The organism is Nocardioides euryhalodurans (genome assembly GCF_004564375.1).
Classification (GTDB): domain Bacteria; phylum Actinomycetota; class Actinomycetes; order Propionibacteriales; family Nocardioidaceae; genus Nocardioides; species Nocardioides euryhalodurans.
Map to the genome: position 1 here is coordinate 2,147,076 of NZ_CP038267.1, position 22,747 is coordinate 2,169,822.

Below are 22,747 nucleotides of genomic sequence, written 5' to 3' on the forward strand. Positions count from 1 at the left end.
TGGTGTGGCTGCGGGTGACCTACGGTTGGTGAGGACCGGGGGTCGGCTCGAACTGCTGCGTCGGGGCCGGCTCCGGGTCGGCGGCCGGCGCGGGCGGTGCCGGCGGTGCCGGGGTGCCCGGGTCGTCCTCGCCGATCACGGTCGACCGACGCTTGGACACCACGACCGCGGCCACGATGCCGCCCGTGGCGACGAGCGCGATGACCACGGACAGCGGCCGGTTGGCGTCCGTGCCGAGGGTCAGGCTGACCACCGCGCCGACGATGAGCAGGGAGACCAGGTTCATCACCTTGATCAGCGGGTTGATCGCCGGACCGGCGGTGTCCTTGAACGGGTCACCGACGGTGTCTCCGATGATCGTCGCCTCGTGGGCGGGCGATCCCTTGCCGCCGTGGTGGCCGTCCTCGACGAGCTTCTTGGCGTTGTCCCAGGCGCCGCCCGCGTTGGCGAGGAAGACCGCCATCAGGGTGCCGGAGCCGATCGCTCCCGCGAGGAAGCCCGCGAGCGCACCGATGCCGAGGCCGAAGCCGACCGCGATCGGCGACAGGATGGCCAGGATGCCGGGTGTCGCCAGCTCGCGCAGCGAGTCCTTGGTGACGATGTCGACGACCTTGCCGTACTCGGGGCGACCGGTGCCCTCCATGATCCCCGGGATCTCCCGGAACTGGCGGCGCACCTCCATCACCACGGCACCGGCGGCGCGCCCGACGGCGTTGATGGCGAGGCCCGAGAAGAGGAACACCACCGAGACGCCGATCAGCAGGCCGACGAGCACGTCGGGGCTGAACACGAAGAAGCTGAACGTGTCGTCGTCGGTGAGGTTCGCCTCGAGCAGGCTGTCGATCGCGGTCCCGATGTAGGAGCCGAACAGCGCGCTCGCCGCGAGCACGGCCGTGGCGATCGCGATGCCCTTGGTGATCGCCTTGGTGGTGTTGCCGACGGCGTCGAGCTCGGTGAGGATCTGTGCGCCCTCGGGGCTGACGTCGCCGGACATCTCCGCGATGCCCTGCGCGTTGTCGGAGACGGGACCAAAGGTGTCCATCGCGACGATCACGCCCACGGTGGTGAGCAGACCGCAGCCGGCCAGCGCCACGGCGAACAGGGCGATCGAGAGCGAGCCCGCACCGAGCAGGAACGCCCCGAAGACCGCCGCGCTGATCACGAGCGTGGTGTAGACCGCCGACTCGAACCCGACCGCGAGCCCGGAGAGGATCACGGTCGCCGGGCCGGTGATGGAGGTGCGGCCGACGTCCTTGACCGGCTTGAACTCCGTGCCGGTGAAGTAGCCGGTCAGGGCGAGGATCCCGGCCGCGAGCACCACCCCGATCACGACCGCGAGGGCGGCGATCAGGGCGGGGTTGCCCGAGGCGGCGCTGTAGCCGAAGGCCGAGTCGAGCGGGCTCCCGCCTGCGGGCACGCCCTCGAGGTCGGCGAAGTCGGTCGGCAGGTAGATGAACGCGACGATCGCCGAGGCCACGGCACCGACCGCGGCGGAGATGTAGAAGGCACGGTTGATCGTCTTGAGGCCGCTCTCCCCCTGGCGAGGCTTGGTGAGGTAGACGCCACCCACGGCCGAGAGGGCACCGATCGCGGGGATCAGCAGCGGGAAGACGAGACCCGCGTCGCCGAACGCCTGCGAGCCGAGGATCAGCGCGGCCACCAGCGTGACGGCGTACGACTCGAAGAGGTCGGCCGCCATGCCGGCGCAGTCGCCCACGTTGTCGCCGACGTTGTCGGCGATGGTCGCGGCGTTGCGCGGGTCGTCCTCGGGGATGTTGTTCTCGACCTTGCCGACCAGGTCGGCACCGACGTCGGCGGCCTTGGTGAAGATGCCGCCGCCGACGCGCATGAACATGGCGAGCAGCGCGGCGCCGAAGCCGAAGCCCTCGAGGACCTCGGGCGAGTCGTCCTGGAAGAGCAGCACCACGACGCTGGCGCCCAGCAGGCCCAGGCCCACCGTGGCCATGCCGACGAAGGCGCCGGTGCGGAAGCCGATGTTCATCGCGGGGTCGCGGCCCTGCTCGTTGGCGGCCGCGGCGACGCGGAGGTTGGCCCGGACGGCGAGCGACATGCCGAGGTACCCGATGGCGGCCGAGAAGCCCGCACCCACCAGGAAGAACACCGACCGGAAGATCCGGATCACCACGTCGTCGGCCGGCAGGGCGAGCAGCAGCACGAACGCGATCGCGGCGAAGATGCCGAGCGTCCGGAACTGCCGCTGCAGGTAGGCGTTGGCCCCCTCCTGCACGGCCAGCGCGATGTTCTTCATGTTGTCGGTGCCTTCACCGGCAGCAAGCACTTCCTGGCGGAACTTCCAGGCCATCCCGAGCGCGCCGAGCGAGATCAGGAGGACGAGGAGGACCAGGACGAGGTTGCCACCGGAGACGCTCACGACAGCGGGATGGATCCCGGCCATGTGGTTCCTCCTGGGAGTGACTCAAGTCTCATGAACGTCGCGGAGTCTACGCAGACGTCAGGGTCCGGCAGCACCCCGGTGTGAGTGGCGCCACACTTTTCCCTCGGCGCCCCAGGGGAAACGGCTCAGCTCGCGGCGAGCGCGTCGTCGGCCGTCTCGTGGATCACGAACACCTTCGCGAGGCCGGTGATGCGGAAGATCTTGAGCAGCCGGTCCTGGTTGCAGACCAGGCGCAGCGAGCCGTCGTGGGCGCGCACCTTCTTCAGCCCGCCCACGAGCACGCCCAAGCCGGTGGAGTCGAGGAACTCGACTGCCTGCATGTCCACGACGAGGTCGTAGGAGCCGGTCGCGACCAGCTCGCTGATCTTGTCGCGCAGCTTGGGGGCGGTGTAGACGTCGATCTCTCCACCGACGGAGACGATGGTCTTGCCGTCTGCCTGGCGCGTGGTCAGGGTCAGGTCCACGTGTGCTTTCTCCCTCGGACCGGCGTGGCGTCGGAGCACCTCGGCCACGCGTCGATCGCGTCGATCTGGTGAACCCATCAAACCACGCCACCCCACCCCGTGGCGTGTTTGCCACACTGCCCGGGTGCCACCATCCCGCGACGACCGGAGCCGACCGGTCTCCGACCTCGTGGACCGGCTGACGGCACCCCTCGACAGGGCCGACCGGCTCACCCACCTCGAGGTGCTGCCTCCCCGGGAGGCGACTCCGGCGCCGTGGCCGGGATGGGTCCCGGCAGCGCTCCGGGAGGGGTACGCGGCCCGCGGCATCAGCACCCCGTGGCGTCACCAGGTGGAGGCTGCGGAGCACGCCCACGCGGGCCGCCACGTGGTGGTCTCGACCGGGACGGCCTCCGGCAAGTCGCTGGCCTTCCAGGTTCCGGCACTTGCCGCGGTGCACGCGTCACGGGGTGCCCGCGGGGAGCGCGGCGCCACGGTGCTCTACGTCGCCCCGACCAAGGCGCTGGCCCAGGACCAGTGGGCGGGCCTGCGGGGGCTGGGCGTCGACACCCGGGTCACGACGCACGACGGGGACAGCAGCCGGGAGCTGCGCGACTGGGCCCGCGACCACGGGGAGTACGTGCTCACCAACCCCGACATGCTCCACCGGTCCATGCTCCCCGGCCACCAGCGGTGGGCGCGGTTCTTCGGGTCGCTGCGCTACGTCGTGGTCGACGAGGCCCACCACTACCGCGGGGTCTTCGGGGCGCACGTCGCGCAGGTGCTGCGGCGGCTGCGACGGGTGTCCGCCCGCTACGGGGCGGACCCCACCTTCGTGCTGGCCTCCGCCACGATGGCCGACCCCGCCGCGACCGCCGGGAGGCTGACCGGGCTGCCGGTGGTGGCGGTCACCGAGGACGCCTCACCCCGGGGCCGGGTGGCACTCGCATTCTGGGAGCCCCCGTTCACCTCCTTCACGGGGGAGAACGGCGCCCCGGTGCGACGCTCGGCCGGAGCCGAGGCGGCCGACCTGCTCACGGACCTGGTCGTCGACGGCGTACGGACGTTGGCGTTCGTGCGCTCGCGGCGCGGAGCCGAACAGCTGGCGCTGACGGCCGCCGACGCGCTGGCCGAGGTGGATGCCACGTTGCCGTCACGGGTCGCGGCCTACCGGGGGGGCTACCTGCCCGAGGAGCGACGCGACCTGGAGGAGCGGCTCCGCGCCGGTCAGCTTCTGGGTCTTGCCGCGACCAGCGCCCTGGAGCTGGGGATCGACGTGAGCGGACTCGACGCGGTGCTGATGGCGGGCTACCCCGGCACCCGGTCCGGGCTGTGGCAGCAGCTCGGACGGGCCGGTCGGGGTGCCGGTGACGCGCTCGGCGTGCTGGTCGCCCGGGACGACCCGCTGGACACCTATCTGGTGCACCATCCGGAGGCGCTGGTCGCGCAGCCCGTGGAGGCCACCGTCTTCGACACCGACAACCCGTACGTCCTCGGGCCCCACCTGTGCGCCGCCGCCCAGGAGCTGCCGCTCACCGAGGCGGACCTGCCGACCTTCGGGCCGACCAGCCTCGCCGTCGTGGAGGACCTCGTCGGCGCCGGCCTGCTGCGCCGGCGGAGCAGGGGCTGGTTCTGGACCGACGCCCGCCGCGCCGCCGACCTCGCCGACATCCGCTCGACCGGCGGCCCCGCCGTGCAGCTCCTCGAGGCGGACACCGGGCGGGTGATCGGTACGGTCGACTCCTCGCGCTCGCACGCCACCGCTCACACCGGTGCGGTCTACCTGCACCGGGGCGAGACCTGGGTGGTGGACGAGCTCGACCTCGAGGAGCACGTCGCGGTGATGCGTCGGGCCGATCCCGACTACTCCACCTCGGCCCGGGAGACGACCTCGATCTCGATCCTCGCCGAGCGGCAGCACACCCCGTGGGGCAGCTGCCGGCTGTCGATCGGCGAGGTGCAGGTGACGCACCAGGTGGTCTCCTTCCTCAGGCGCCGGCCCTCCGGTGAGGTCATCGGCGAGGAGCCGCTCGACCTGCCGGAGCGGGCGCTGAGGACGACCGCGGTGTGGTGGAGCGTCCCCGACCACGTGCTCGGGGAGTCAGGGATCGATCCCGCCGACCTCCCGGGGGCCGCGCACGCCGCCGAGCACTGCTCGATCGGGTTGCTCCCCCTCTTCGCCACGTGCGACCGCTGGGACATCGGCGGGGTCTCGACCGCGCTGCACCCGGACACCGACCGGCTCACCGTCTTCGTCTACGACGGGCACCCCGGAGGCGCCGGCTTCGCGGAGCGGGGCTACGAGGCCGCAGCGGGCTGGCTCGGCGCCACCCGGGACGCGATCCGCGACTGCGGCTGCCCGGAGGGCTGCCCCTCCTGCGTCCAGTCGCCGAAGTGCGGCAACCAGAACCACCCGCTCGACAAGGCCGGCGCCGCGGCGCTGCTCGACGTGCTGCTCGAGCATGCGCCGGCCCCGCCCGGGCCGTCCCCTGGAGATCCCCCGACTGGCCGAGCCAGCGGGGGCCGCTGACCTCGGTCCGCACCACCACGTCGGTCCCCTCGACCGTGCAGCCGACGAGCGCCGCCCCGTTGGCCTCGGCGATCGGGCCTGCCGCCGCACACGCGTCGCCACCCTGCTGGAGCGCCCCCGCCCCGGCCAGGGCCGCAAGGTCGGCAGCGGCCTGCGCGGCGCGGTGGTCGCGGAAGAGCGCGGCCACCACGCCGAGCGCGGACCCGGTGAAGAGCAGGACGCCGAGGAAGGCGACCACCAGCACGGTCGCCGCCCCCGCCTCCCCCCGCCGCCGGCTCACGGCTCCTGCCCGGGCTCGCTGGCCGCGACCGCAACCGCCCGCAGCTCGATCGCGGGCAGCGCCGACAGCAGCCCACCCGGTCCGTCGAAGTCACGGGTCACCGTCACCGCGACCTCACCGTCGCGCGAGGCCACCGCGACCTCGCTCCCGGGACCGGCCACCGTGGCGCCGCGCCCGACCGCGGCCGACTCGGCATCGCCCCGGGCCACGGCGCGGGCGGTCTCACGGGCACCGTCGACCACCCGGATCTGTGCGGCCCCCGCGGCGAGCAGCCACACCAGCCCGAGCGTCAGGGAGAGCAGGAGCGGCAGGCCGAGCGCCAGCTCGGCCGTCACCGCTCCCCGCTCCCGGCCCCCGGCCGCGCGACCACTCATCCGATGCCCAACAGGCCCAGCACGTGGTCGAACAGGGTGCGGAGCATCTGGTCCCCGAAGCCTCCGGTGAGCAGCTGGTAGAGCAGCCCCGCCAGACCGGCCCCCGCCGCAGTTCCCACCGCGTACTCGGCCGTCGTGATGCCGTCCTCGGCCCATGTGCGCTTGTCCATGTCGTGCCTCCTCTCGTGGGCCCGCCCCGTGCGGCCCCGACCTCGACTCTCGTCGGCCGGGTGGATGACCGCGACCACCCGGACGGCGGCTGTGGAGAGCCCTGCGGGACGCCGGCCTGTGAGCGATTCGCGGCATCCGGCAGGCACGTCACAGCCGCAGTCCCGCCACGAGCGATGCCACCATCGGCACGATCCCGAGCAGCAGGAAGGAGGGGAGCAGGCACAGGCCGAGAGGTACGGCGGCCTTGACCCCGACCGCCCGGGCACGGTCCTCGGTCTCGGCCCGGCCGGAGGCAGCCAGCTCCTCGGCGAGCCGCTCGACGCCGGTGGCCACGGAAGCACCCGACCGCTGGGCACGGGACATCGCCCGGCCCAGCATCGCGAGGTCGGGATCACGGGCCACCTCCTCCCACACCGAGACCGGGTCGACCCCGAGGGCAAGCCGGTCGGTGACCGGCGCGAGTCGGTCGGTCGCGGGTCCGGGGAGCGCAGCGCAGGCGCGGCGGACGCCGACGCCCGGGGTAGCACCCGCTCGCAGCGAGGCGGCGAGCAGCAGCACCAGGATGGGCAGATCGGCCCGGAGCGCCTCCCGCGCCCGACGACCGGAGGCCGGCTCGGCGGTCGATGCGAGCCGGTGGACGAAACCGGCGGCCACCGCCCCCAGGACCAGACCCGTCCACCCGGGCCGGAAGGTCCAGCAGGCGAGCCCCGCCGACGCCGCCCAGACCCACCGCCCTCGACGGACCCAGTCGGGGTCTCCGGCCTCGGGAGCGGGCGCGCGGTGGGGCGCGCGGGGAGTGGGGGCCAGCGCGAGCGCGACCGCGAGCCCGGCGACCGCACCGACCAACCACGCTGTCACACCGCCACCTCGTCGGCGATCCGCTCGATCCACCACAGTCCGGCGACACCGAGGGCGAGCCCTGCCGCCAGGCAGGCCAGGCCCGGGGCGCTGCCGAGGAGGAAGCGCCACGGCGAGGTGGCGTCACCACTGCCGAGCACGAGCACTGCCACCGGCAGCACCGCGACCAGCCGGGCGGTGGCCCTGGCGGACGCGAGCTCGGACTCGACGACCCTCCGGGTCGCGCGGCGGGCCCGGAGTGCGTCGGCGACCCGGTCGAGGACGTCGGCGAGGCCACCGCCGGTCCGGTGGGCGACCGCCCACGCCGCGCCGACCAGGCGCAGGTCCGCGGCCCCCGGCAGCTGCGCCAGGTCACGGAGCGCCATCGGCAGGTCTCCCCCGAGCTCCCCCGTCTCCGCGGCCGGTCGGAGCGCTGGCCACTCCTCGGCGGCCCGGCGGAGCGCGACCACCGGCGACTGGCCGGCGACGAGCTCGGAGGCGAGCAGCTCACAGGTCTCGAGCACCCGGTCGGCGGTGTCCGCGGCCTCGCGGCGGCGACGTCGCACCGCGAGGAGCGCCCGCCCCGACGTCGCGACCCCGAGGGCGATGACCGCCACCACCGCACCCGTGGGCGATCCCGCGACCGATGCCGCACCGGCGGCGAGCGGCAGCAGCCACCACCACCACCGGCCGCGACGTGCTCCGTCGGATCCGGGCATCCGCGCCCCGGGGCGCAGCAGCAGCGCGACCGTGCCGGCCGCCGCCAGGCCGGCGAGGACCGCCCCGGTCACGGCGCCAGCCGCTGGGCCAGCGCGTCGGCCGCGGGGCCGTAGCTGGCCGCGCCGTCGTCGTCGAACTCCACCGCGGCCTCGAGCACCACCCATCCCTCGGCCGTGCGGCGGGGCACCGCGACCTGCCGGAGCAGGCGACGCCCGTCGCGCCGACGTCCGACGTGGACCACCGCGTCCAGCGCCGAGGCCAGCTGACTGTGCGTGGCCGCCCGACCCCACCCGGCCGCCAGCGCGAGGGCCTCCACCCGGGCGGGGACGTCGAGCGCCGAGTTGGCGTGGAGGGTGCCGCAACCGCCCTCGTGACCGGTGTTGAGGGCCGCGAGCAGATCGGTGACGGAGGCGTCGCGCACCTCACCGACGACCAGCCGGTCGGGGCGCATCCGCAGCGCTTGGCGTACGAGCTCCTGCACCGTCACCCCACCGGCCCCTTCGATGTTGGCCGGCCGCGCCTCCAACCCGACGACGTGCGGGTGGTCGGGTCGCAGCTCGCTGGCATCCTCGACGACGACGAGCCGCTCGGCCGGGTCGACGAGGGACAGCAGGCTGGCCAGCAGCGTGGTCTTGCCCGCGCCGGTGCCGCCGGAGACCAGGAAGGCCAGCCGCCGCGCGACCAGGGACCGCAGCAGCCGGGCGCCCTCCGCAGTCACCGTCCCGAGCCGCAGCAGGTCGTCGAGAGAGAGGGCGACCCGGCTCGGGACGCGCATCGACAGCACCGTGCCGGGGCGTGCCACCGGCGCGAGCACCGCATGGAAGCGCGTCCCGTCGGGCAGGCGCACGTCGACGTGGGGAGTCGCGTCGTCGAGGCGACGCCCGCCTGCCGCAGCCAGCCGCTGGGCCAGCCGCCGCACCGCCTCGTCGTCGGCGAACCGGACGTCGGTCAGCTCCAGCCCCTCGCCCCGGTCGACGTGCACCTCGCCAGGACCGTTGACCAGGACGTCGGTCACCCCCGGGAGCCGGAGCAGCGGCTCGAGCGGACCCGCCCCGACGACGTCGCGGCGCAGCGTCTCGTGGACCGCCAGCACGGTCGTGTCGCCGACCGGACGGCCCGCCCCCCGCAGCGCCGCGGCGACCCGGTGTGGGGTGAGCGCGCCGGGGTCGCGGGCGAGGCGGTCGCGGACCAGGTCGACCAGGTCGGCCGGGGCCTCGCTCACGCGGCCCGCTCCCGGTCCGGCGCGAGGTCGAGCACCGCGCGGGCAGCGCGCCCCAGGGGACCCCGCCGGGAGCGGACCGGTCCGAGGCCGAGGTCCACGGACTCCCCCAGCCCGCGCTGGTCGCCCATGCGGGCCAGAACCGCGCAGGGCAGCACCCGCCCGATCCCGTCGAGGTCGAGCCCCGAGCCGCGGACCACCAGCCCCGCCCGCCCGGGGTCCGGGAGCCCCGCGACGACCCGCCCGGTCGAGGTCAGCCCGGAGAGTGACGGTCGCGTCACGACCACGACCCGGTCGCAGCGGACCAACACCTCGTCGAGCGCCTCGTCGCGCACCCGCGGGACGTCGACGACGACCGTGTCGTGTCCCCGTTGGGCTGCGGAGAGCACCTCGCGCACGGCGAACGACGGCAGCGAAGGCTGCGAGCCGGCGTAGAAGCTCAGCACCCCGAGCGGCCCTTGCCGCGGCACCCCCTCGCGCAGCGCGACCGCTCCCAGCCGGCCGGTGGTCCGACACAGCTCGTCCCACCGGACCCCTGTGAGCCCCTCCATGCCGAGCACCCGGTCGAGGCCGGGCCCGCACCGGTCGGCGTCGACCACCAGGGTCGGACCCGACTGCGCCGCGACCTGGCCCAGCGCAGCGGCGAAGGTCGTCGCCCCGGCTCCCCCGGCCCCGCCGACGACGGCGACGCTCCACGCGCGGCGGGGCCGCTCGTCCCCGAGGTCGGTGAGCTGCTCGACCACCCACTCTCCCGAGCCCGGCAGGTCACCGACGTTCTCGGCGCCGAGCGCCAGCGCCAGACCCATCAGGTCGTCGGCGAAGCCCCCGTAGGAGACCACGTGCACGCCCTCACGACGTCGGGGTCGCAGCTCGACCAGCTCGGGCGCGACGTCGGGCCCGACCAGGACGAGAGGGGCTGCGGACCACCCGGCCAGACCCGCCACGCCGTCGCGGGCGACGACCGGCGTGACACCGGCGGCCGCGGCGAGCCGGAGCAGCTCGTCGAGCAGGGTCTGGTCGCGGGTGATCAGCAGCGGTGCGCTCATGGACGGCACCCTGCCCGCCCGCTCCCCCGGGCGGCCCGGCCCGGGACGCCAGCTGTGGAGAACGCGACGTCCGGCCGTGCTGTGGACGACTCGTGGCGCCGCGCCGCCACCGCCCTGCCTACGATGGCCGCGTGACCCAGCCCGCAGTCGCCGGCCCGACGGCGGCCTTCTTCGACCTCGACAAGACGATCATCGCCAAGTCGAGCACGCTGGCATTCAGCAAGCCCTTCCAGGCCGGCGGGCTGATCTCGCGCCGGGCGGTGCTGCGGTCGGCGTACGCCCAGTTCGTCTACCTCGTCGGCGGCGCGGACCACGACCAGATGGAGAAGATGCGCGCCTTCATGTCCCAGCTGTGCGCCGGCTGGGACGTCGCGACCGTCCGCGAGATCGTCGCCGACACGCTCCACAACATCGTCGACCCCCTGGTCTTCGACGAGGCGGTGAGCCTCATCGAGGAGCACCGCATGGCCGGCCGCGACATCGTGATCGTGTCGACGTCGGGCGCCGAGGTGGTCGAGCCGATCGGCGAGATGCTCGGTGCGGACCGCGTCGTGGCGACCCGGATGGAGATCGCCGAGGGCCGCTACACCGGGGGGATCGAGTACTACGCGTACGCCGAGGAGAAGGCGCGCGCCCTGCAGGACCTCGCCGACACGGTCGGCTACGACCTCGCGGCGTCGTACGCCTACAGCGACTCGGTCACCGACGTCCACATGCTGGAGGCGGTGGGCCACCCGCACGCGGTCAACCCCGACAAGGAGCTGCGGCGGATCGCCACCTCACGCGGCTGGCCGGTGCTGGTCTTCGACAAGCCGGTGGCGCTGCGCGCCCGGGTGCCGCTGCCGCCCCGGACGCCCACCCTGGCCGCCCTCGCCGTCGGCGGAGCACTGGCCGTCGGCGGGGTGCTCTGGAGCAACGCGCGCAGGCGCCGCGACGGCGCCTGAACGACACACGGGGACCCACACCGTGGCCGCGAAATCAAGTCTTGAACTGTCATCGGTCGCGGCGTAGACAGGACCCACCACAACTCCAGAAGCCCGCACGTGAGCCAGGTACCCACGCGGCGATCCACCCTTCCTACAGGGCGCCTGTCGCCGGGACACACCCGGGTCAGCAATGAGAACAGCACGCTTGGTAGCCGGGTCTCACGTGTCAGCGGCGGCACCCGAGTCTCTTGAGTCGGGTGCCGCTCGCATGTCCGGACGGCGCAGGGCTGCAGGGCCGCAACCTGGTGGGCGAGTCTGGCGCAGGAAGCTTCGCCCACCAAGCGTCGGTCCCCCGCTCGAGCGGGGAACCGACGCGACGCAGCCCCGCCCTCAGGACCCCGGGGTCGGGGTGCGCACCGGGCTCGCCTCCGTCGCAGCGCCGTACGCCTCGGCGGCGTAGAGCAGCCACGGGTGCATCCCCGTCTCCGGGTCCTCGCGGTAGCCGTCGATCCTCGCCTCGTACGCCGGACGCAGCGCCAGGTGGCCGGCCTCGGGCACCACCAGCGACTTCTCGTCCAGGCCTCGCGCGACCAGCACCAGCCGCTCGGCCGCACGCGCGACGATCCCGTTGTGGCTGGCGAACGCCTGGGCCGCCCGCAGCTCGGCGTGGACGACCGCGGCCGCCAGCAGCGCCGACCCCTCCGCGGAGACCAGTCCACCGACCGCACGCAGGCGTACGGCGGCCTCGGCGTCGCGCGGCCGCCCGAGCTGGTCGGCCGGCAGCGACCCGGACCCCACGACCGCGTGGATCCGGGCGAGCGCCTGCAGCGGCGAGCGGAGCAGCACCGGCGCCAGCCCGAGCAGCTCGGTGGACAACCGGACCGAGGCCCGCGCGACCTCGTCACCGCCCCCGTCCCGCACCTCCTCGAGGGTCGAGGTCGACCCCTCGAGGACCGCGCTGGCGTGGGCGCCCCGCAAGAGCGACTCGGCCGTGGTCTCCGGGCTGGTGCGCCGCAGCCCCCGGTCGCGCAGCATCGCGTCGATGCCGTCGCGGGCGGCGGCGAAGGCCGAGGGGACGCCGTCGAGGGCGTCGAGGCGCGTCAGGAGATCGGTGCTCATCGTGGGCTCAGGCTAGCCGCGGCGGACCGTGCCCCAGCAGGTAGCCTGCCGGGGATGGACGACGACGTGCAGCGCCAGGCGCGCTCCTTCGGCTCCGTGGCCGAGCGCTACCACCGGGGCCGCCCGGCCTTCCCCCGCGACGCCGCCCGGTGGCTGGCGGGAGCCGACCCGACGACGGTCCTCGAGCTCGGCGCCGGCACCGGCAAGCTGACCGCGGAGCTGGTCGACCTCGGCCACGACGTCCACGCGACCGAGCCTGACGCCGACATGCTGGCGGTGCTCCGGCGTACGCTCCCCGACGTCCCGACCAGCCAGGCACCGGCGGAGGAGATCCCGCTCACGGACCGCTCCGTCGACGTGGTCGTCGTCGCGCAGGCCTTCCACTGGTTCGACCACGACCGGGCGCTCCCCGAGATCGCCCGGGTGCTGCGGCCAGGAGGGCACCTCGCCCTCACCTGGAACCTCCGCGACGAGCGCATCCCGTGGGTGCGCAAGCTGGGAGCGCTGCTCGGCTCTCCCGGCTCCGAGACGACCGACTCCACGCAGGCGCTGGTCCAGTCGGACCTGTTCGGCTTCGTGGAGGAGAAGGACTTCCACTTCTGGCAGGGCGTCGACCGCGACTCGATCCTCGACATGGCCGCCTCCCGCAGCTACGTCGCCACCCTCGACGACGAGGCGCGTGAGGCCAAGCTCGCCGAGGTGCTCGCCTTCTACGACGACTACGGCCGGGGCATGGACGGCATGCAGCTGCCGTACGACTGCCGCTGCTACCGCGCGCGCGTCATCGACCGGCCCGAGCGCGGTGAACCCGAGCCCGAGGACGACACGGACACCCCGGCCGACCCGCAGCCGCGGGAACGGTCCGACGGGCAGGTCAGCGACGGCACCGACACCGACATGCTGCTCATCGACTTCCGCTGACCCGACCCGTGGGCGAGGTCGTCAGGCGACGGCGACGATGCGGCTCTCGACCGCCTGCAGCACCTCGGGAGTGATCTCGGTGATGCCGTGGTCGGCAGCGGCGTGGGTGGCGACCTGCTGCAGCAGGAGGTCGCGGTCACCGGTCTCGAAGCGGGACACGCAGCCGGGCATCACGTCGCCACAGGCAAGGGAAAACTTCATGGGAGGGCTCCTCAAGGTCCGTCGGGAGAGCGTCAGGACGACCCCGCGAGCCGCCGCTCCGGGACTCTCACCCAGAACGACGTGCCGTCCTCGTCCTGGTCGAGCCCGACAGCCCCTCCGTGGGCCACGGCAAGCGCTCGAGCCAGGTACAGCCCGATCGTAACTCCGCTGGCGTCGTCGTTGAGGTCGAACGGCTCGAACAGGGCCCGCAGCACCTGCGGGTCCACCGGGGACCCCCTGCGCACGACGCGGACCTCGACCCAGGGAGCCGTGCGTCGCACCTCCAGAGCGAGCGAGTCCGGCTCCGGGCGCGCCGCACCGGCCTCCCGCCACAGGTCGCGCAGCACCCTGCCGAAGAGCTCGGGGTCGACGAGCAGCTCGACGCCCGGCCCCTCTCCGCCGACCTCGGGTGCCGGCTCGAGGTCGGCGACCAGGTCCCCGACCCTCACGGCCTCGGGCGCGGGACGGACCAGCCCGAGCGAGGCCGCCGCCATCAGCTCCACGTCACGCGAGCGCTCGGCCAACCGGGTCAGCGCCTCCGCGAGCCTGGCGACCGTCCGCTGCACCATGGCCGGCGGGAGCTCCTCCTCGGCCAGCATCGCGACCCAGCCCTGCGCCACCGCGAGCGGTGTCCGCGTCTCGTGGGCGAAGGCAGCGAGGAAGCGGTCGCGCTGTCGGGCCTGGTCCTCGTCGGGTCGGTTGGTGACCTGGGCCGTCCCGGCCTCGACGAAGTCGCGGACCCACCGGTGCAGCACGGCCACGTCGACGGCCCACCGCTGGGCCACGACCGGAGCACGCTCGCCGCCGAGCACCTCGAGCACGGCCAGCACCCGCGGGTCGTCGGCGGGGCGTCCGCCCTCCACCAGGCGCGGGCGTCCACTGTTCACGGTCTTCTCCTCCCGTGGCACGTCGAGCCGGCAGAGCCTAGCCCGCGTCGGACCCGCTGCGGTGCGGTTCGACACAGGTACCCTCCCGGCATGACGCGCGGCTGGCCCCGGCTCCGGCGGCGTACGCGCCTCGGCACCGAGGTGGACCGCGCGACGTACCGGGCGCTCCACACCGCGTCGCTGGCCTCCCCCGCCCTGCGCGAGGGCCTCACGACGGCGAGCGCCGAGCGCAGCATCAAGCACCTGCGCACGCTGCTCGGCGCCCCTGCCGCGGTGCTCACCGACACCGAGGCCCTGCTCGCGTGGGACGGCGAGGGCCTCGGCCACCGCGACCAGCTCACCGGGCTGGTGCGGCGGGCCGCGGACCACGGCGAGCCCAGCATCAGCGCGCTCGACGCCTGTGACGACGTCCGGTGCCCGATCCGGCACGCCGTGATCGGCCCGCTCGTCGTCGAGGACGTCATCGTCGGCACCCTCGCGGTGCTCACCGGCTCACCGAACGGCGCCCTCGTACGCGCGACCGACGAGGTGGCCCGCTGGGTCTCCGGCCAGCTCGAGCTGGCCCAGCTCGACGTGTCACGCACCCAGCTGATGGAGGCCGAGGTCCGCGCCCTGCGCGCCCAGATCAGCCCCCACTTCATCTACAACTCGCTCAGCGCCATCGCCAGCTTCGTCCGCACCGACCCCGACCGGGCCCGGATGCTGCTGCTCGAGTTCGCCGACTTCACCCGCTACTCCTTCCGCAGCCACGGGGAGTTCACGACGCTGGCGGAGGAGCTGCGGTCGATCGAGCGCTACCTGCTCCTCGAGCAGGCCCGGTTCGGCGACCGGCTCACGGTCACGCTGCGCGTGGCGCCCGAGGTGCTCCCGGTGGCCGTGCCCTTCCTGTGCATCCAGCCCCTGGTCGAGAACGCGGTCCGCCACGGGCTGGAGGGCCAGGCGGCGGGCCGGCTCACGATCGTGGCGCGCGACCTCGACCAGGAGTGCGTGATCGAGGTCGAGGACGACGGCGTCGGTGAGGACCCCGAACGCGTACGCCGTGCGCTCGCCGGCGACGCCGCACTGGACAGCGTCGGTCTCGGGAACGTCGACGCACGGCTGCGCAACGCCTTCAGCGACGACTACGGTCTCGTGGTGGAGACCGCACCCGGAGCCGGCACCAAGGTGACCGTCCGGGTGCCCAAGTTCGCACCCGGAGTCCACCCATGACCGGTACGCCGCTCACCGCCCTGGTCGTCGACGACGAGCGCCCGGCCCTCGACGAGCTGTCCTTCCTGCTCGGCCAGGACCCCCGCATCGGCGAGATCGTCGCCTGCGACTCCGCGACCGACGCGCTGCGGACCCTCCACGAGCGCGACGTGGACGTGGTCTTCCTGGACATCCAGATGCCGGGCCTCTCCGGGCTCGACCTCGCCCAGGTCCTGGCCCGCTTCCGCAGCCCGCCCCCGGTGGTGTTCGTCACCGCCCACGAGGGCCACGCTGTCGAGGCCTTCGACCTGCGGGCCGTCGACTACGTCCTCAAGCCGGTCCGCGAGGAACGGCTCGCCGAGGCCGTGCGCCGGGTCATCGAGCGTGCCGGTCATCCGACGCCCGAGGCGGAGGAACAGATCCCCGTCGAGCGCGGCGGGGTCACGCGGTTCGTCGCCCGCTCCGACGTCCGCTACGTCGAGGCGCAGGGCGACTACGCGCGCCTGCACACCGCGACCGGCTCCCACCTGCTGCGGTCCCCGCTCTCGGCCCTGGAGGAGCAGTGGGCAGATGCGGGCTTCGTCCGCATCCACCGCTCGTTGCTGGTCGCGCTCGGCCACGTCGAGGAGGTGCGGTTCGAGGGGACCCGCTGCTCGGTGCTGGTCGGCGGTGCGGTGCTCCAGGTGAGCCGCCGCCACACCCCCCAGCTCCGCGAGGTGCTGAGCCGGCGGAGCCGCACATGACCGATGACCGGCCCCCGGAGCGGGTCCGGGTCTCGGGGCCCCCGCGCCGCCGGACCGGCCGGGCGCAGCCGAGGCGCCGTCACATCGACGCCGAGACCAGGCTGGGCGAGATCTACCTCGGGTCGCTGCTGCGTGAGCAGCTCCGGCTGGCGGCGCTCAGCCTGCTGGTGCTCCTCCTGGGCCTCGGCACCCTGCCCGCGCTGTTCTGGTGGCAGCCCGGGCTCGCCGAGGTCCGGCTGCTCGGCATCCCGCTCCCCTGGCTGCTCATCGGCTTCGCGGCGTACCCGTTCCTCCTGCTCGTCGGCTGGCGCTACGTCCGCGCGGCGGAGCGCAACGAGGACGACTTCACCGACCTGGTCGAGACGATGGACCCCTGATGAGCTCTCCGGCCTGGGGCATCGTCGCGGTTGCCGTGGTCACGATCGCCACCCTCGCGATCGGGACCTGGGGCCTGCGCTTCTCGCGGACGACGAGCGACTTCATGGTCGCCTCGCGCAGCGTCGGCCCGCGGCTCAACGCCTCGGCGATCGGCGGCGAGTACCTCTCGGCGGCCTCGTTCCTCGGGATCGCCGGGCTGGTCCTCGTCAGGGGCACCGAGATGCTCTGGTACCCGGTCGGCTGGACCGCCGGCTACCTCGTCCTGCTGGTCCTGGTCGCGGCTCCGCTGCGTCGGTCGGGCGCCTACACCCTCTCCGACTTCGCCGAGGCGCGGCTCCACTCCCGCCGCGTGCGCTCGCTGTGCTCGCTGATCGTCGTGCTCGTCGGGTGGCTCTACCTGCTGCCGCAGTTCCAGGGCGCCGGCATCACCCTGCAGTCCACCATCGGGGTGCCGCGGTGGGTCGGGGAGCTGATCGTGCCGGTCATCGTCCTGGCCAACGTCGTGTCGGGCGGCATGCGGAGCATCACCTTCGTCCAGGCCTTCCAGTACTGGCTCAAGCTGACGGCGCTGCTGGTCCCGGTGCTGGCGCTCCTCATCGTCTGGGTGGGCGACGGCAGTCCCCACCCGGCCGACGTACCGACCTCCGGGCTCGGGGCCACCGACTGGGCGCTGCCGCTGGCGTCCGGCGACGGCCAGGGCCTCTACCTCACCTACTCCCTGATCGTGGCGACCTTCCTCGGCACCATGGGGCTTCCCCACGTCGTCGTGCGCTTCTACACCAACCCCGACGGCCGGGCCGCGCGGCGGACCACCCTCGTCGTCCTGGGGCTGCTCGGCCTCTTCTACCTGCTGCCGCCGCTCTACGGCGCGCTGGGGCGGGTGTACGCCGACGCGCTGGTCGCGTCCGGGCGGACCGACGTGCTGGTGCTGGAGCTGCCACGGCTGATGGTGCCCGGGCTGGCCGGTGAGCTGCTCACGGCGCTGGTCACCGCCGGCGCGTTCGCTGCCTTCCTCTCGACCTCCTCGGGACTGGCCATCGCGGTGGCCGGCGTCCTCGGCCAGGACGTCACCGGCCGCCCGTTCGGCGGGCGACGGCTCAGCGGCGTCGCTGCCTTCCGCGCAGGCTGCGTGATCGCCGTCGCCGTGCCGTGCGCGCTCGCCCTCCTCGTGCCGGGGGTGGGCGTCGCCAGGGCGGTCGGGCTCGCCTTCGCCGTGGCGGCCTCGACCTTCTGCCCACTGCTCGTGCTCGGCATCTGGTGGCGAGGGCTGACGCCGCCCGGCGCGCTCGCGGGCCTGCTGGTGGGCGGAGCCGGCTCCGGAGCCGCCGTCGTGTGGACGCTGAGCACCCCGCCGGGAGGGAGCTGGTCCTCGGTGCTGCTCGAGCAGCCGGCGGCGTGGAGCGTCCCGGCCGCCTTCGTGACCATGTGGGCCGTCTCGCTCGCCACCCGGGACCGGCGGCCCGTCGACGTGCACCGCTTCATGGTGCGACTGCACACCCCTGAGCAGGTGCAGCTCGACCGCGGCTGAGCCGCCCGGACGGGCTCAGCGTCGGGAGGGCCAGGGCGCGGTCGCCATCTGGCGCACCGCCACCGCCGCCAGGACGCCGCCGCCGAGGACGAGGACCAGCCCCGGGCCGGGCATCCAGCCGGCCGTCCCCACCATCGAGTAGACGTGGACCAGCTGCCAGACCGGCAGCACCGAGGCGACCAGGGCGAGGACCGCGCCCTGGACGACGGCGAGCGAGCGGACCGGGACGAGCGCGCCGGCCAGGCCGAGCATCGCCGCGTAGAACGTCCACAGGCCGGCGCCGCGCGCACCGGAGACGGTCCCGACGACGGTGTCGAGCCACGGCATGAACGACCCCACCGCCACCATGGCCACGGCCCCCAGCAGCCGGCGGCGTCCGGGAACGGCCATCCGGCGTCCCGTCGACTTCCCGGTCGTGGTCGCGCCAGCCGTGCCCACTGTCTGGTCCATGCGGCGATGCTACGCACGGCCGCGGCACCGTCACGGTCGTTCGTCGTGCCGCTCGCCCGCTCGTCGTACGACGAACGGCGCCAGGCCCGGGACCAGCGGTCCGTGAGCGAGGTCACACCCGCAACGAGCGTTCCCCGGGGGCCCGCCGCGCCGCTGACCGACGTATCCGCACCACTCGGCGCTCGACGTGACCTGGGTCATATCCAGACCTTGACCGGCACTCCGCGACGTTGCTGTCCTCACTCCCAGGACCCGTCGAGCGACTGCCGGAAGGACACCCATGGATGCACAGGCGCGCCAGGATTACTGGCGCAGGAACCTCAGACTGATGGCGGTGCTGCTGACGATCTGGGCGCTGGTGTCGTTCGGCGCCGGCATCATCTTCGTCGAGCCGCTGAACAACTTCTCCATCATGGGCTTCCCGCTGGGCTTCTGGTTCGCCCAGCAGGGGTCGATCATCACCTTCGTCGCCCTCATCGCCGTCTACGTGTGGCGGATGGACAAGCTCGACGCCGAGTACGGCATCGACGAGTACGAGGAGGAGGTGCACCACTCGTGACCGACATCCAGACCTGGACCCTCGTCTTCACGGCCCTCTCCTTCGGCGTCTACATCTACATCGCCTACGCGAGCCGGGTGAACAGCACCTCGGGCTTCTACGTCGCCGGCGGCGGCATCCCCGCCCCGGCCAACGGCGCCGCCATCGCCGCGGACTGGATGAGCGCTGCGTCGTTCATCTCCATGGCCGGCATCATCGGCCTCGCCGGCAACGGCTACGGCGGCTCGGTCTACCTCATGGGCTGGACCGGCGGCTACGTGCTGCTGGCACTGCTGCTGGCGCCGTACCTCCGCAAGTTCGGCAAGTACACGATCCCCGACTTCGTCGGTGACCGGTACTCCGAGTCCGCCCGCCTGATCGCGGTGCTCTGCGCCGTCGTCGTCTCGTTCGTGTACGTCGCCGGCCAGATGGCCGGGGTCGGCCTGGTGTTCACCCGGTTCCTCGGGGTCGACACCACGGTCGGCGTCGTCATCGGCATGGCGATCGTCTTCTTCTACGCCGTCCTCGGCGGCATGAAGGGCATCACCTGGACCCAGGTGGCGCAGTACACCGTGCTCATCATCGCCTACCTGATCCCGGCCTTCGCCGTGTCGGCGAAGGTGACCGGCGTCGCGGTCCCGCAGATCGGGTTCGGCACCATCCTCGACGAGCTCAACGGGCTGCAGGCCGACCTCGGTCTCGGCGAGTACACCGCCGCCTTCGGGTCGACCAACATGCTCAACATGCTGCTGATCACGGCGGCGCTCATGTTCGGGACCGCGGGCCTGCCCCACGTGATCGTGCGGTTCTACACCGCCAAGAGCGTGCGAGCCGCCCGCTTCTCGGCGCTGTGGGCGCTGTTCTTCATCTCGCTGCTCTACACCACCGCTCCCTCCGTGGCAGCGTTCAGCAAGCTGCAGATCATCAACGACGTCGAGGGGACGGCCGTCTCCGACGTGCCCTCGTGGTTCACGACGTGGGCAGAGGTCGGCCTGATCACCCAGGCGCCGTCCGAGCCGGGTGCCGTCGGGGCACCGATCTCGGAGCTGGCCCCGGACACCGTGCTCAGGTACACCGACATCTTCGTCAACAACGACATCATCGTGCTCGCCTCGCCGGAGATCGGCGGGCTGCCCGCACCGATCGTCGGGCTGGTCGCCGCGGGTGGCCTCGCGGCCGCGCTGTCGACCGCCTCGGGGCTGCTGCTGGTGATCTCCTCGTCGGTGGCGAACGACGTCTACTACAAGCGGATCAACCCGCAGGCCACCGAGGCGCGGCAGCTGATGGTGGGCCGGATCGCGATGGGCGGCGCGATCGTCGTCGCCGGCTACCTCGGCATCAACCCTCCCGGCTTCGTGGCCCAGGTGGTCGCGTTGGCCTTCGGCCTCGCGGCGGCGAGCTTCTTCCCGATCCTGGTGCTCGGCATCTTCTGGAAGAACTGCACGGCCGCGGGTGCCACGGCAGGCATGTCGGCCGGACTGATCACCACGATGGCCTACATGCTGTGGACGATCGACATCTACGGCAACTCCGACGGCATCTTCGGGATCGCCGAGACCGGCTTCGGGACGGTGGGCATGATCATCAACTTCATCGTCACGATCACGGTCTCGAAGTTCACGACCAAGCCGTCGCCGGTGATGCAGGAGCTCGTCGAGGAGATCCGGTTCCCGGGGCGGACCGAGCTGGTGGCCAAGCACGCCGAGGGGCAGGTCTGACCTGCCGGAGCCTGACCGGCAACCCCCCAGACCGCCGGCGGCGAGGCGTCCCCTCGCCGCCGGTGGCGTCTCCTCCGGGCAACCCCGGGCCAACCCACACGGAGTAGGTTCAGATCCATGAGCGAGCAGACCCTGTCCAACCTGATGAACGAGGACCGCCGCTTCGAGCCGCCGGCGGACCTCGCTGCCGACGCCAACGTCCGCGAGGAGGCGTACGCCCGTGGCGACGCCGACCCGGAGGCGTTCTGGGCCGATGCGGCAGAGCGGCTCGACTGGGGCCGGAAGTGGGACCGCGTGCTCGACTGGGACGACCCGCCGTTCGCGAAGTGGTTCGTCGGCGGCACCCTCAACGCCGCGGTCAACTGCGTCGACCGCCACGTCGACGCCGGACACGGCGACAAGGTGGCGATCCACTTCGTCGGCGAGCCGGAGGACGACACCCGCGACCTCACCTACGCACAGCTCAAGGACGAGGTCTGCAAGGCGACCAACGCCCTGGTCGAGCTCGGGGTCGCGAAGGGCGACCGGGTCGCGATCTACATGCCGATGATCCCGGAGACGGTCGTCGCGATGCTGGCCTGCGCCCGTCTGGGCGCCCCCCACACGGTCGTGTTCGGCGGCTTCTCCGCCGACGCCCTCGCCAACCGGGTCGTCGACTGCGGCGCCGAGGTGATCATCACCTCCGACGGCGGCTTCCGCCGCGGCGCTCCCTCGGCCCTCAAGCCCGCCGTCGACGAGGCGGTCGGCAAGGCCTCCGAGCAGGGCCAGGCGGTCCGGTCCGTGCTCGTCGTGCGCCGCACCGGTCAGGACGTCGACTGGGACGACAGCCGTGACTTGTGGTGGCACGACGCCGTCGACGGCCAGTCGGCGGACCACGAGGCGGAGATGCACGACTCCGAGCACCCGCTCTACGTCATGTACACCTCCGGCACCACGGGCAAGCCGAAGGGGATCCTGCACACCACCGGCGGCTACCTCGTCGGCACCTCGTTCACCCACTGGGAGGTCTTCGACCTCAAGCCGGAGACCGACGTCTACTGGTGCACCGCCGACGTCGGCTGGGTGACCGGCCACTCCTACATGGCCTACGGCCCGCTCGCCAACGGCTGCACGCAGGTGATGTACGAGGGCACCCCCGACAGCCCCCACAAGGGCCGCTGGTGGGAGATCGTCGAGAAGTACGGCGTCACCATCTTCTACACGGCCCCCACGGCGATCCGGACGTTCATGAAGTGGGGCGACGACATCCCCGCGAAGTTCGACCTGTCCTCGATCCGCCTGCTCGGCTCGGTCGGCGAGCCGATCAACCCCGAGGCGTACGTCTGGTACCGCGAGAACATCGGGGCGGGCTCGGTCCCGGTCGTCGACACCTGGTGGCAGACGGAGACCGGCCAGATCATGATCAGCCCGCTGCCCGGCGTCACCCACGGCAAGCCCGGCTCGGCGATGAAGGCCCTCCCGGGCGTCGCCGCCGACGTGGTCGACGACCTCGGCGCGTCCGTGCCCAACGGTTCCGGCGGCTACCTCGTGCTCCAGAAGCCGTGGCCGGCGATGCTGCGCACGCTGTGGGGCGACGACGAGAGGTTCAAGGACACGTACTGGTCGCGCTACGCGGAGAAGGGCTTCTACTTCGCCGGCGACGGCGCCAAGAAGGATGACGACGGCGACATCTGGCTCCTCGGTCGGGTCGACGACGTGATGAACGTGTCCGGCCACCGGCTCTCCACGACCGAGATCGAGTCGGCCCTGGTCTCCCACCCCAAGGTCGCCGAGGCCGCCGTCGTGGGTGCCGCCGACGACACCACCGGCCAGGCGGTCTGCGCGTTCGTGATCCTGCGCGAGTCGGCGCTCGAGGGTGGCGAGGCCGCCCCCGACGAGCTGATCGAGGAGCTGCGCAAGCACGTGCAGAAGGAGATCGGCGCGATCGCCAAGCCGCGTCAGGTGATGATCGTCCCCGAGCTGCCGAAGACGCGCTCGGGCAAGATCATGCGCCGGCTGCTCAAGGACGTCGCCGAGCACCGGGAGGTGGGCGACGTGACCACCCTCGCCGACTCCACCGTGATGGACCTGATCAAGGACAAGGAGGGCTCGGGCGCCTCCGACGACGACTGAGC

At 73.1% G+C, this 22,747-nt stretch carries 22 protein-coding genes and 1 pseudogene; 10 read left to right on the forward strand and 13 right to left on the reverse strand.

Going from position 1 to position 22,747, the window contains the following annotated elements; genetic code table 11:
• Window positions 1–19: 19 nt before the first annotated feature.
• Together EXE57_RS10200 and EXE57_RS10205 are read right to left on the reverse strand one after the other, a co-directional pair.
• Window positions 20–2,416 (reverse strand): sodium-translocating pyrophosphatase, encoded by a 2,397-nt coding sequence (locus tag EXE57_RS10200; RefSeq protein WP_135077191.1) that lies wholly within the window; start codon window positions 2,414–2,416, stop codon window positions 20–22.
• A gap of 125 nt (window positions 2,417–2,541) precedes the next feature.
• Window positions 2,542–2,880, reverse strand: a complete 339-nt coding sequence (locus EXE57_RS10205) for an anti-sigma factor antagonist (RefSeq protein WP_135077193.1) — start codon at window positions 2,878–2,880, stop codon at window positions 2,542–2,544.
• A gap of 124 nt (window positions 2,881–3,004) precedes the next feature.
• On the opposite strand from EXE57_RS10205, the gene EXE57_RS10210 reads away from it, so the two are divergent.
• Window positions 3,005–5,389: a DEAD/DEAH box helicase gene (locus EXE57_RS10210; RefSeq protein WP_244246779.1), complete on the forward strand. Its 2,385-nt coding sequence runs from the start codon at window positions 3,005–3,007 to the stop codon at window positions 5,387–5,389.
• On the opposite strand, the pseudogene EXE57_RS10215 reads toward EXE57_RS10210, so the two are convergent.
• From EXE57_RS10215 to ssd, 7 genes and pseudogenes are all read right to left on the reverse strand, one after another.
• Window positions 5,388–5,669, reverse strand: a pseudogene (locus EXE57_RS10215) (Rv3654c family TadE-like protein); the annotation flags it as partial. The gene EXE57_RS10210 and the pseudogene EXE57_RS10215 sit on opposite strands and share 2 nt — an antisense overlap.
• Entirely contained in the window at window positions 5,666–6,004 is a 339-nt protein-coding gene (locus tag EXE57_RS10220; protein WP_244246780.1) for a TadE family type IV pilus minor pilin, read from the reverse strand. The pseudogene EXE57_RS10215 and the gene EXE57_RS10220, both read right to left, overlap by 4 nt.
• A gap of 35 nt (window positions 6,005–6,039) precedes the next feature.
• Window positions 6,040–6,213 (reverse strand): DUF4244 domain-containing protein, encoded by a 174-nt coding sequence (locus EXE57_RS10225; protein ID WP_135077199.1) that lies wholly within the window; start codon window positions 6,211–6,213, stop codon window positions 6,040–6,042.
• A 148-nt stretch (window positions 6,214–6,361) separates the two neighbouring features.
• Complete coding sequence (locus EXE57_RS10230) at window positions 6,362–7,072, reverse strand: type II secretion system F family protein (protein ID WP_135077201.1); 711 nt, start codon at window positions 7,070–7,072, stop codon at window positions 6,362–6,364.
• Complete coding sequence (locus tag EXE57_RS10235) at window positions 7,069–7,842, reverse strand: type II secretion system F family protein (protein ID WP_135077203.1); 774 nt, start codon at window positions 7,840–7,842, stop codon at window positions 7,069–7,071. Before EXE57_RS10235 ends, EXE57_RS10230 begins: the two co-directional genes overlap by 4 nt.
• A complete protein-coding gene (locus EXE57_RS10240) occupies window positions 7,839–8,993 on the reverse strand; it encodes a TadA family conjugal transfer-associated ATPase (protein ID WP_208542815.1) in 1,155 nt (384 codons plus the stop codon). Before EXE57_RS10240 ends, EXE57_RS10235 begins: the two co-directional genes overlap by 4 nt.
• Complete coding sequence (gene ssd, locus EXE57_RS10245) at window positions 8,990–10,036, reverse strand: septum site-determining protein Ssd (protein ID WP_208542816.1); 1,047 nt, start codon at window positions 10,034–10,036, stop codon at window positions 8,990–8,992. The genes EXE57_RS10240 and ssd overlap by 4 nt, the downstream gene beginning before the upstream one ends.
• A gap of 131 nt (window positions 10,037–10,167) precedes the next feature.
• Here ssd and EXE57_RS10250 point away from each other — a divergent pair, with 131 nt between their 5' ends.
• The gene (locus tag EXE57_RS10250) at window positions 10,168–10,980 is read left to right on the forward strand and encodes an HAD family hydrolase (RefSeq protein ID WP_135077205.1); all 813 of its coding nucleotides are present in this window, start codon (window positions 10,168–10,170) and stop codon (window positions 10,978–10,980) included.
• A 372-nt stretch (window positions 10,981–11,352) separates the two neighbouring features.
• On the opposite strand, the gene EXE57_RS10255 is transcribed toward EXE57_RS10250, so the two are convergent.
• Complete coding sequence (locus tag EXE57_RS10255) at window positions 11,353–12,081, reverse strand: oxidoreductase (RefSeq protein WP_135077207.1); 729 nt, start codon at window positions 12,079–12,081, stop codon at window positions 11,353–11,355.
• Window positions 12,082–12,135: 54 nt separating this feature from the next.
• Here EXE57_RS10255 and EXE57_RS10260 point away from each other — a divergent pair, with 54 nt between their 5' ends.
• Complete coding sequence (locus EXE57_RS10260) at window positions 12,136–13,002, forward strand: class I SAM-dependent methyltransferase (RefSeq protein WP_135077209.1); 867 nt, start codon at window positions 12,136–12,138, stop codon at window positions 13,000–13,002.
• Between the two features lie 21 nt (window positions 13,003–13,023).
• Here the strand turns inward: EXE57_RS10260 and EXE57_RS10265 are convergent, their stop codons facing one another.
• Both EXE57_RS10265 and EXE57_RS10270 read right to left on the reverse strand, forming a co-directional pair.
• Complete coding sequence (locus EXE57_RS10265) at window positions 13,024–13,203, reverse strand: DUF1059 domain-containing protein (RefSeq protein WP_135077211.1); 180 nt, start codon at window positions 13,201–13,203, stop codon at window positions 13,024–13,026.
• A 32-nt stretch (window positions 13,204–13,235) separates the two neighbouring features.
• Window positions 13,236–14,090 carry a sensor histidine kinase gene (locus tag EXE57_RS10270; RefSeq protein ID WP_135077213.1) on the reverse strand — a complete coding sequence of 285 codons (855 nt, stop codon included), beginning with the start codon at window positions 14,088–14,090 and terminating at the stop codon, window positions 13,236–13,238.
• 90 nt (window positions 14,091–14,180) lie between these two features.
• Here EXE57_RS10270 and EXE57_RS10275 point away from each other — a divergent pair, with 90 nt between their 5' ends.
• Genes EXE57_RS10275 through EXE57_RS10290 form a run of 4 tightly spaced genes read left to right on the forward strand, consistent with a single transcriptional unit; the run spans window position 14,181 to window position 17,927 of the window.
• Window positions 14,181–15,299 carry a histidine kinase gene (locus tag EXE57_RS10275; RefSeq protein WP_135077215.1) on the forward strand — a complete coding sequence of 373 codons (1,119 nt, stop codon included), beginning with the start codon at window positions 14,181–14,183 and terminating at the stop codon, window positions 15,297–15,299.
• Complete coding sequence (locus EXE57_RS10280) at window positions 15,296–16,021, forward strand: LytR/AlgR family response regulator transcription factor (RefSeq protein ID WP_135077217.1); 726 nt, start codon at window positions 15,296–15,298, stop codon at window positions 16,019–16,021. Before EXE57_RS10275 ends, EXE57_RS10280 begins: the two co-directional genes overlap by 4 nt.
• Window positions 16,018–16,398 carry a hypothetical protein gene (locus EXE57_RS10285; RefSeq protein WP_135077219.1) on the forward strand — a complete coding sequence of 127 codons (381 nt, stop codon included), beginning with the start codon at window positions 16,018–16,020 and terminating at the stop codon, window positions 16,396–16,398. Before EXE57_RS10280 ends, EXE57_RS10285 begins: the two co-directional genes overlap by 4 nt.
• Window positions 16,398–17,927 carry a sodium/solute symporter gene (locus EXE57_RS10290; protein ID WP_135077221.1) on the forward strand — a complete coding sequence of 510 codons (1,530 nt, stop codon included), beginning with the start codon at window positions 16,398–16,400 and terminating at the stop codon, window positions 17,925–17,927. Before EXE57_RS10285 ends, EXE57_RS10290 begins: the two co-directional genes overlap by 1 nt.
• 15 nt (window positions 17,928–17,942) lie before the next feature.
• Here EXE57_RS10290 and EXE57_RS10295 read toward each other — a convergent pair whose 3' ends face one another.
• Window positions 17,943–18,377: a hypothetical protein gene (locus EXE57_RS10295; protein ID WP_208542817.1), complete on the reverse strand. Its 435-nt coding sequence runs from the start codon at window positions 18,375–18,377 to the stop codon at window positions 17,943–17,945.
• 328 nt (window positions 18,378–18,705) lie between these two features.
• On the opposite strand from EXE57_RS10295, the gene EXE57_RS10300 reads away from it, so the two are divergent.
• The 3 genes from EXE57_RS10300 (at window position 18,706) to acs (ending at window position 22,745) form a co-directional block, all read left to right on the forward strand.
• On the forward strand, window positions 18,706–18,936 hold the full coding sequence (locus EXE57_RS10300) for a DUF4212 domain-containing protein (protein ID WP_244246781.1): 231 nt from the start codon (window positions 18,706–18,708) through the stop codon (window positions 18,934–18,936).
• Window positions 18,933–20,633: a sodium:solute symporter family protein gene (locus tag EXE57_RS10305; RefSeq protein WP_135077225.1), complete on the forward strand. Its 1,701-nt coding sequence runs from the start codon at window positions 18,933–18,935 to the stop codon at window positions 20,631–20,633. The genes EXE57_RS10300 and EXE57_RS10305 overlap by 4 nt, the downstream gene beginning before the upstream one ends.
• Window positions 20,634–20,750: 117 nt before the next feature.
• The gene (acs, locus tag EXE57_RS10310; RefSeq protein ID WP_135077227.1) at window positions 20,751–22,745 is read left to right on the forward strand and encodes an acetate--CoA ligase; all 1,995 of its coding nucleotides are present in this window, start codon (window positions 20,751–20,753) and stop codon (window positions 22,743–22,745) included.
• Window positions 22,746–22,747: the final 2 nt, after the last annotated feature.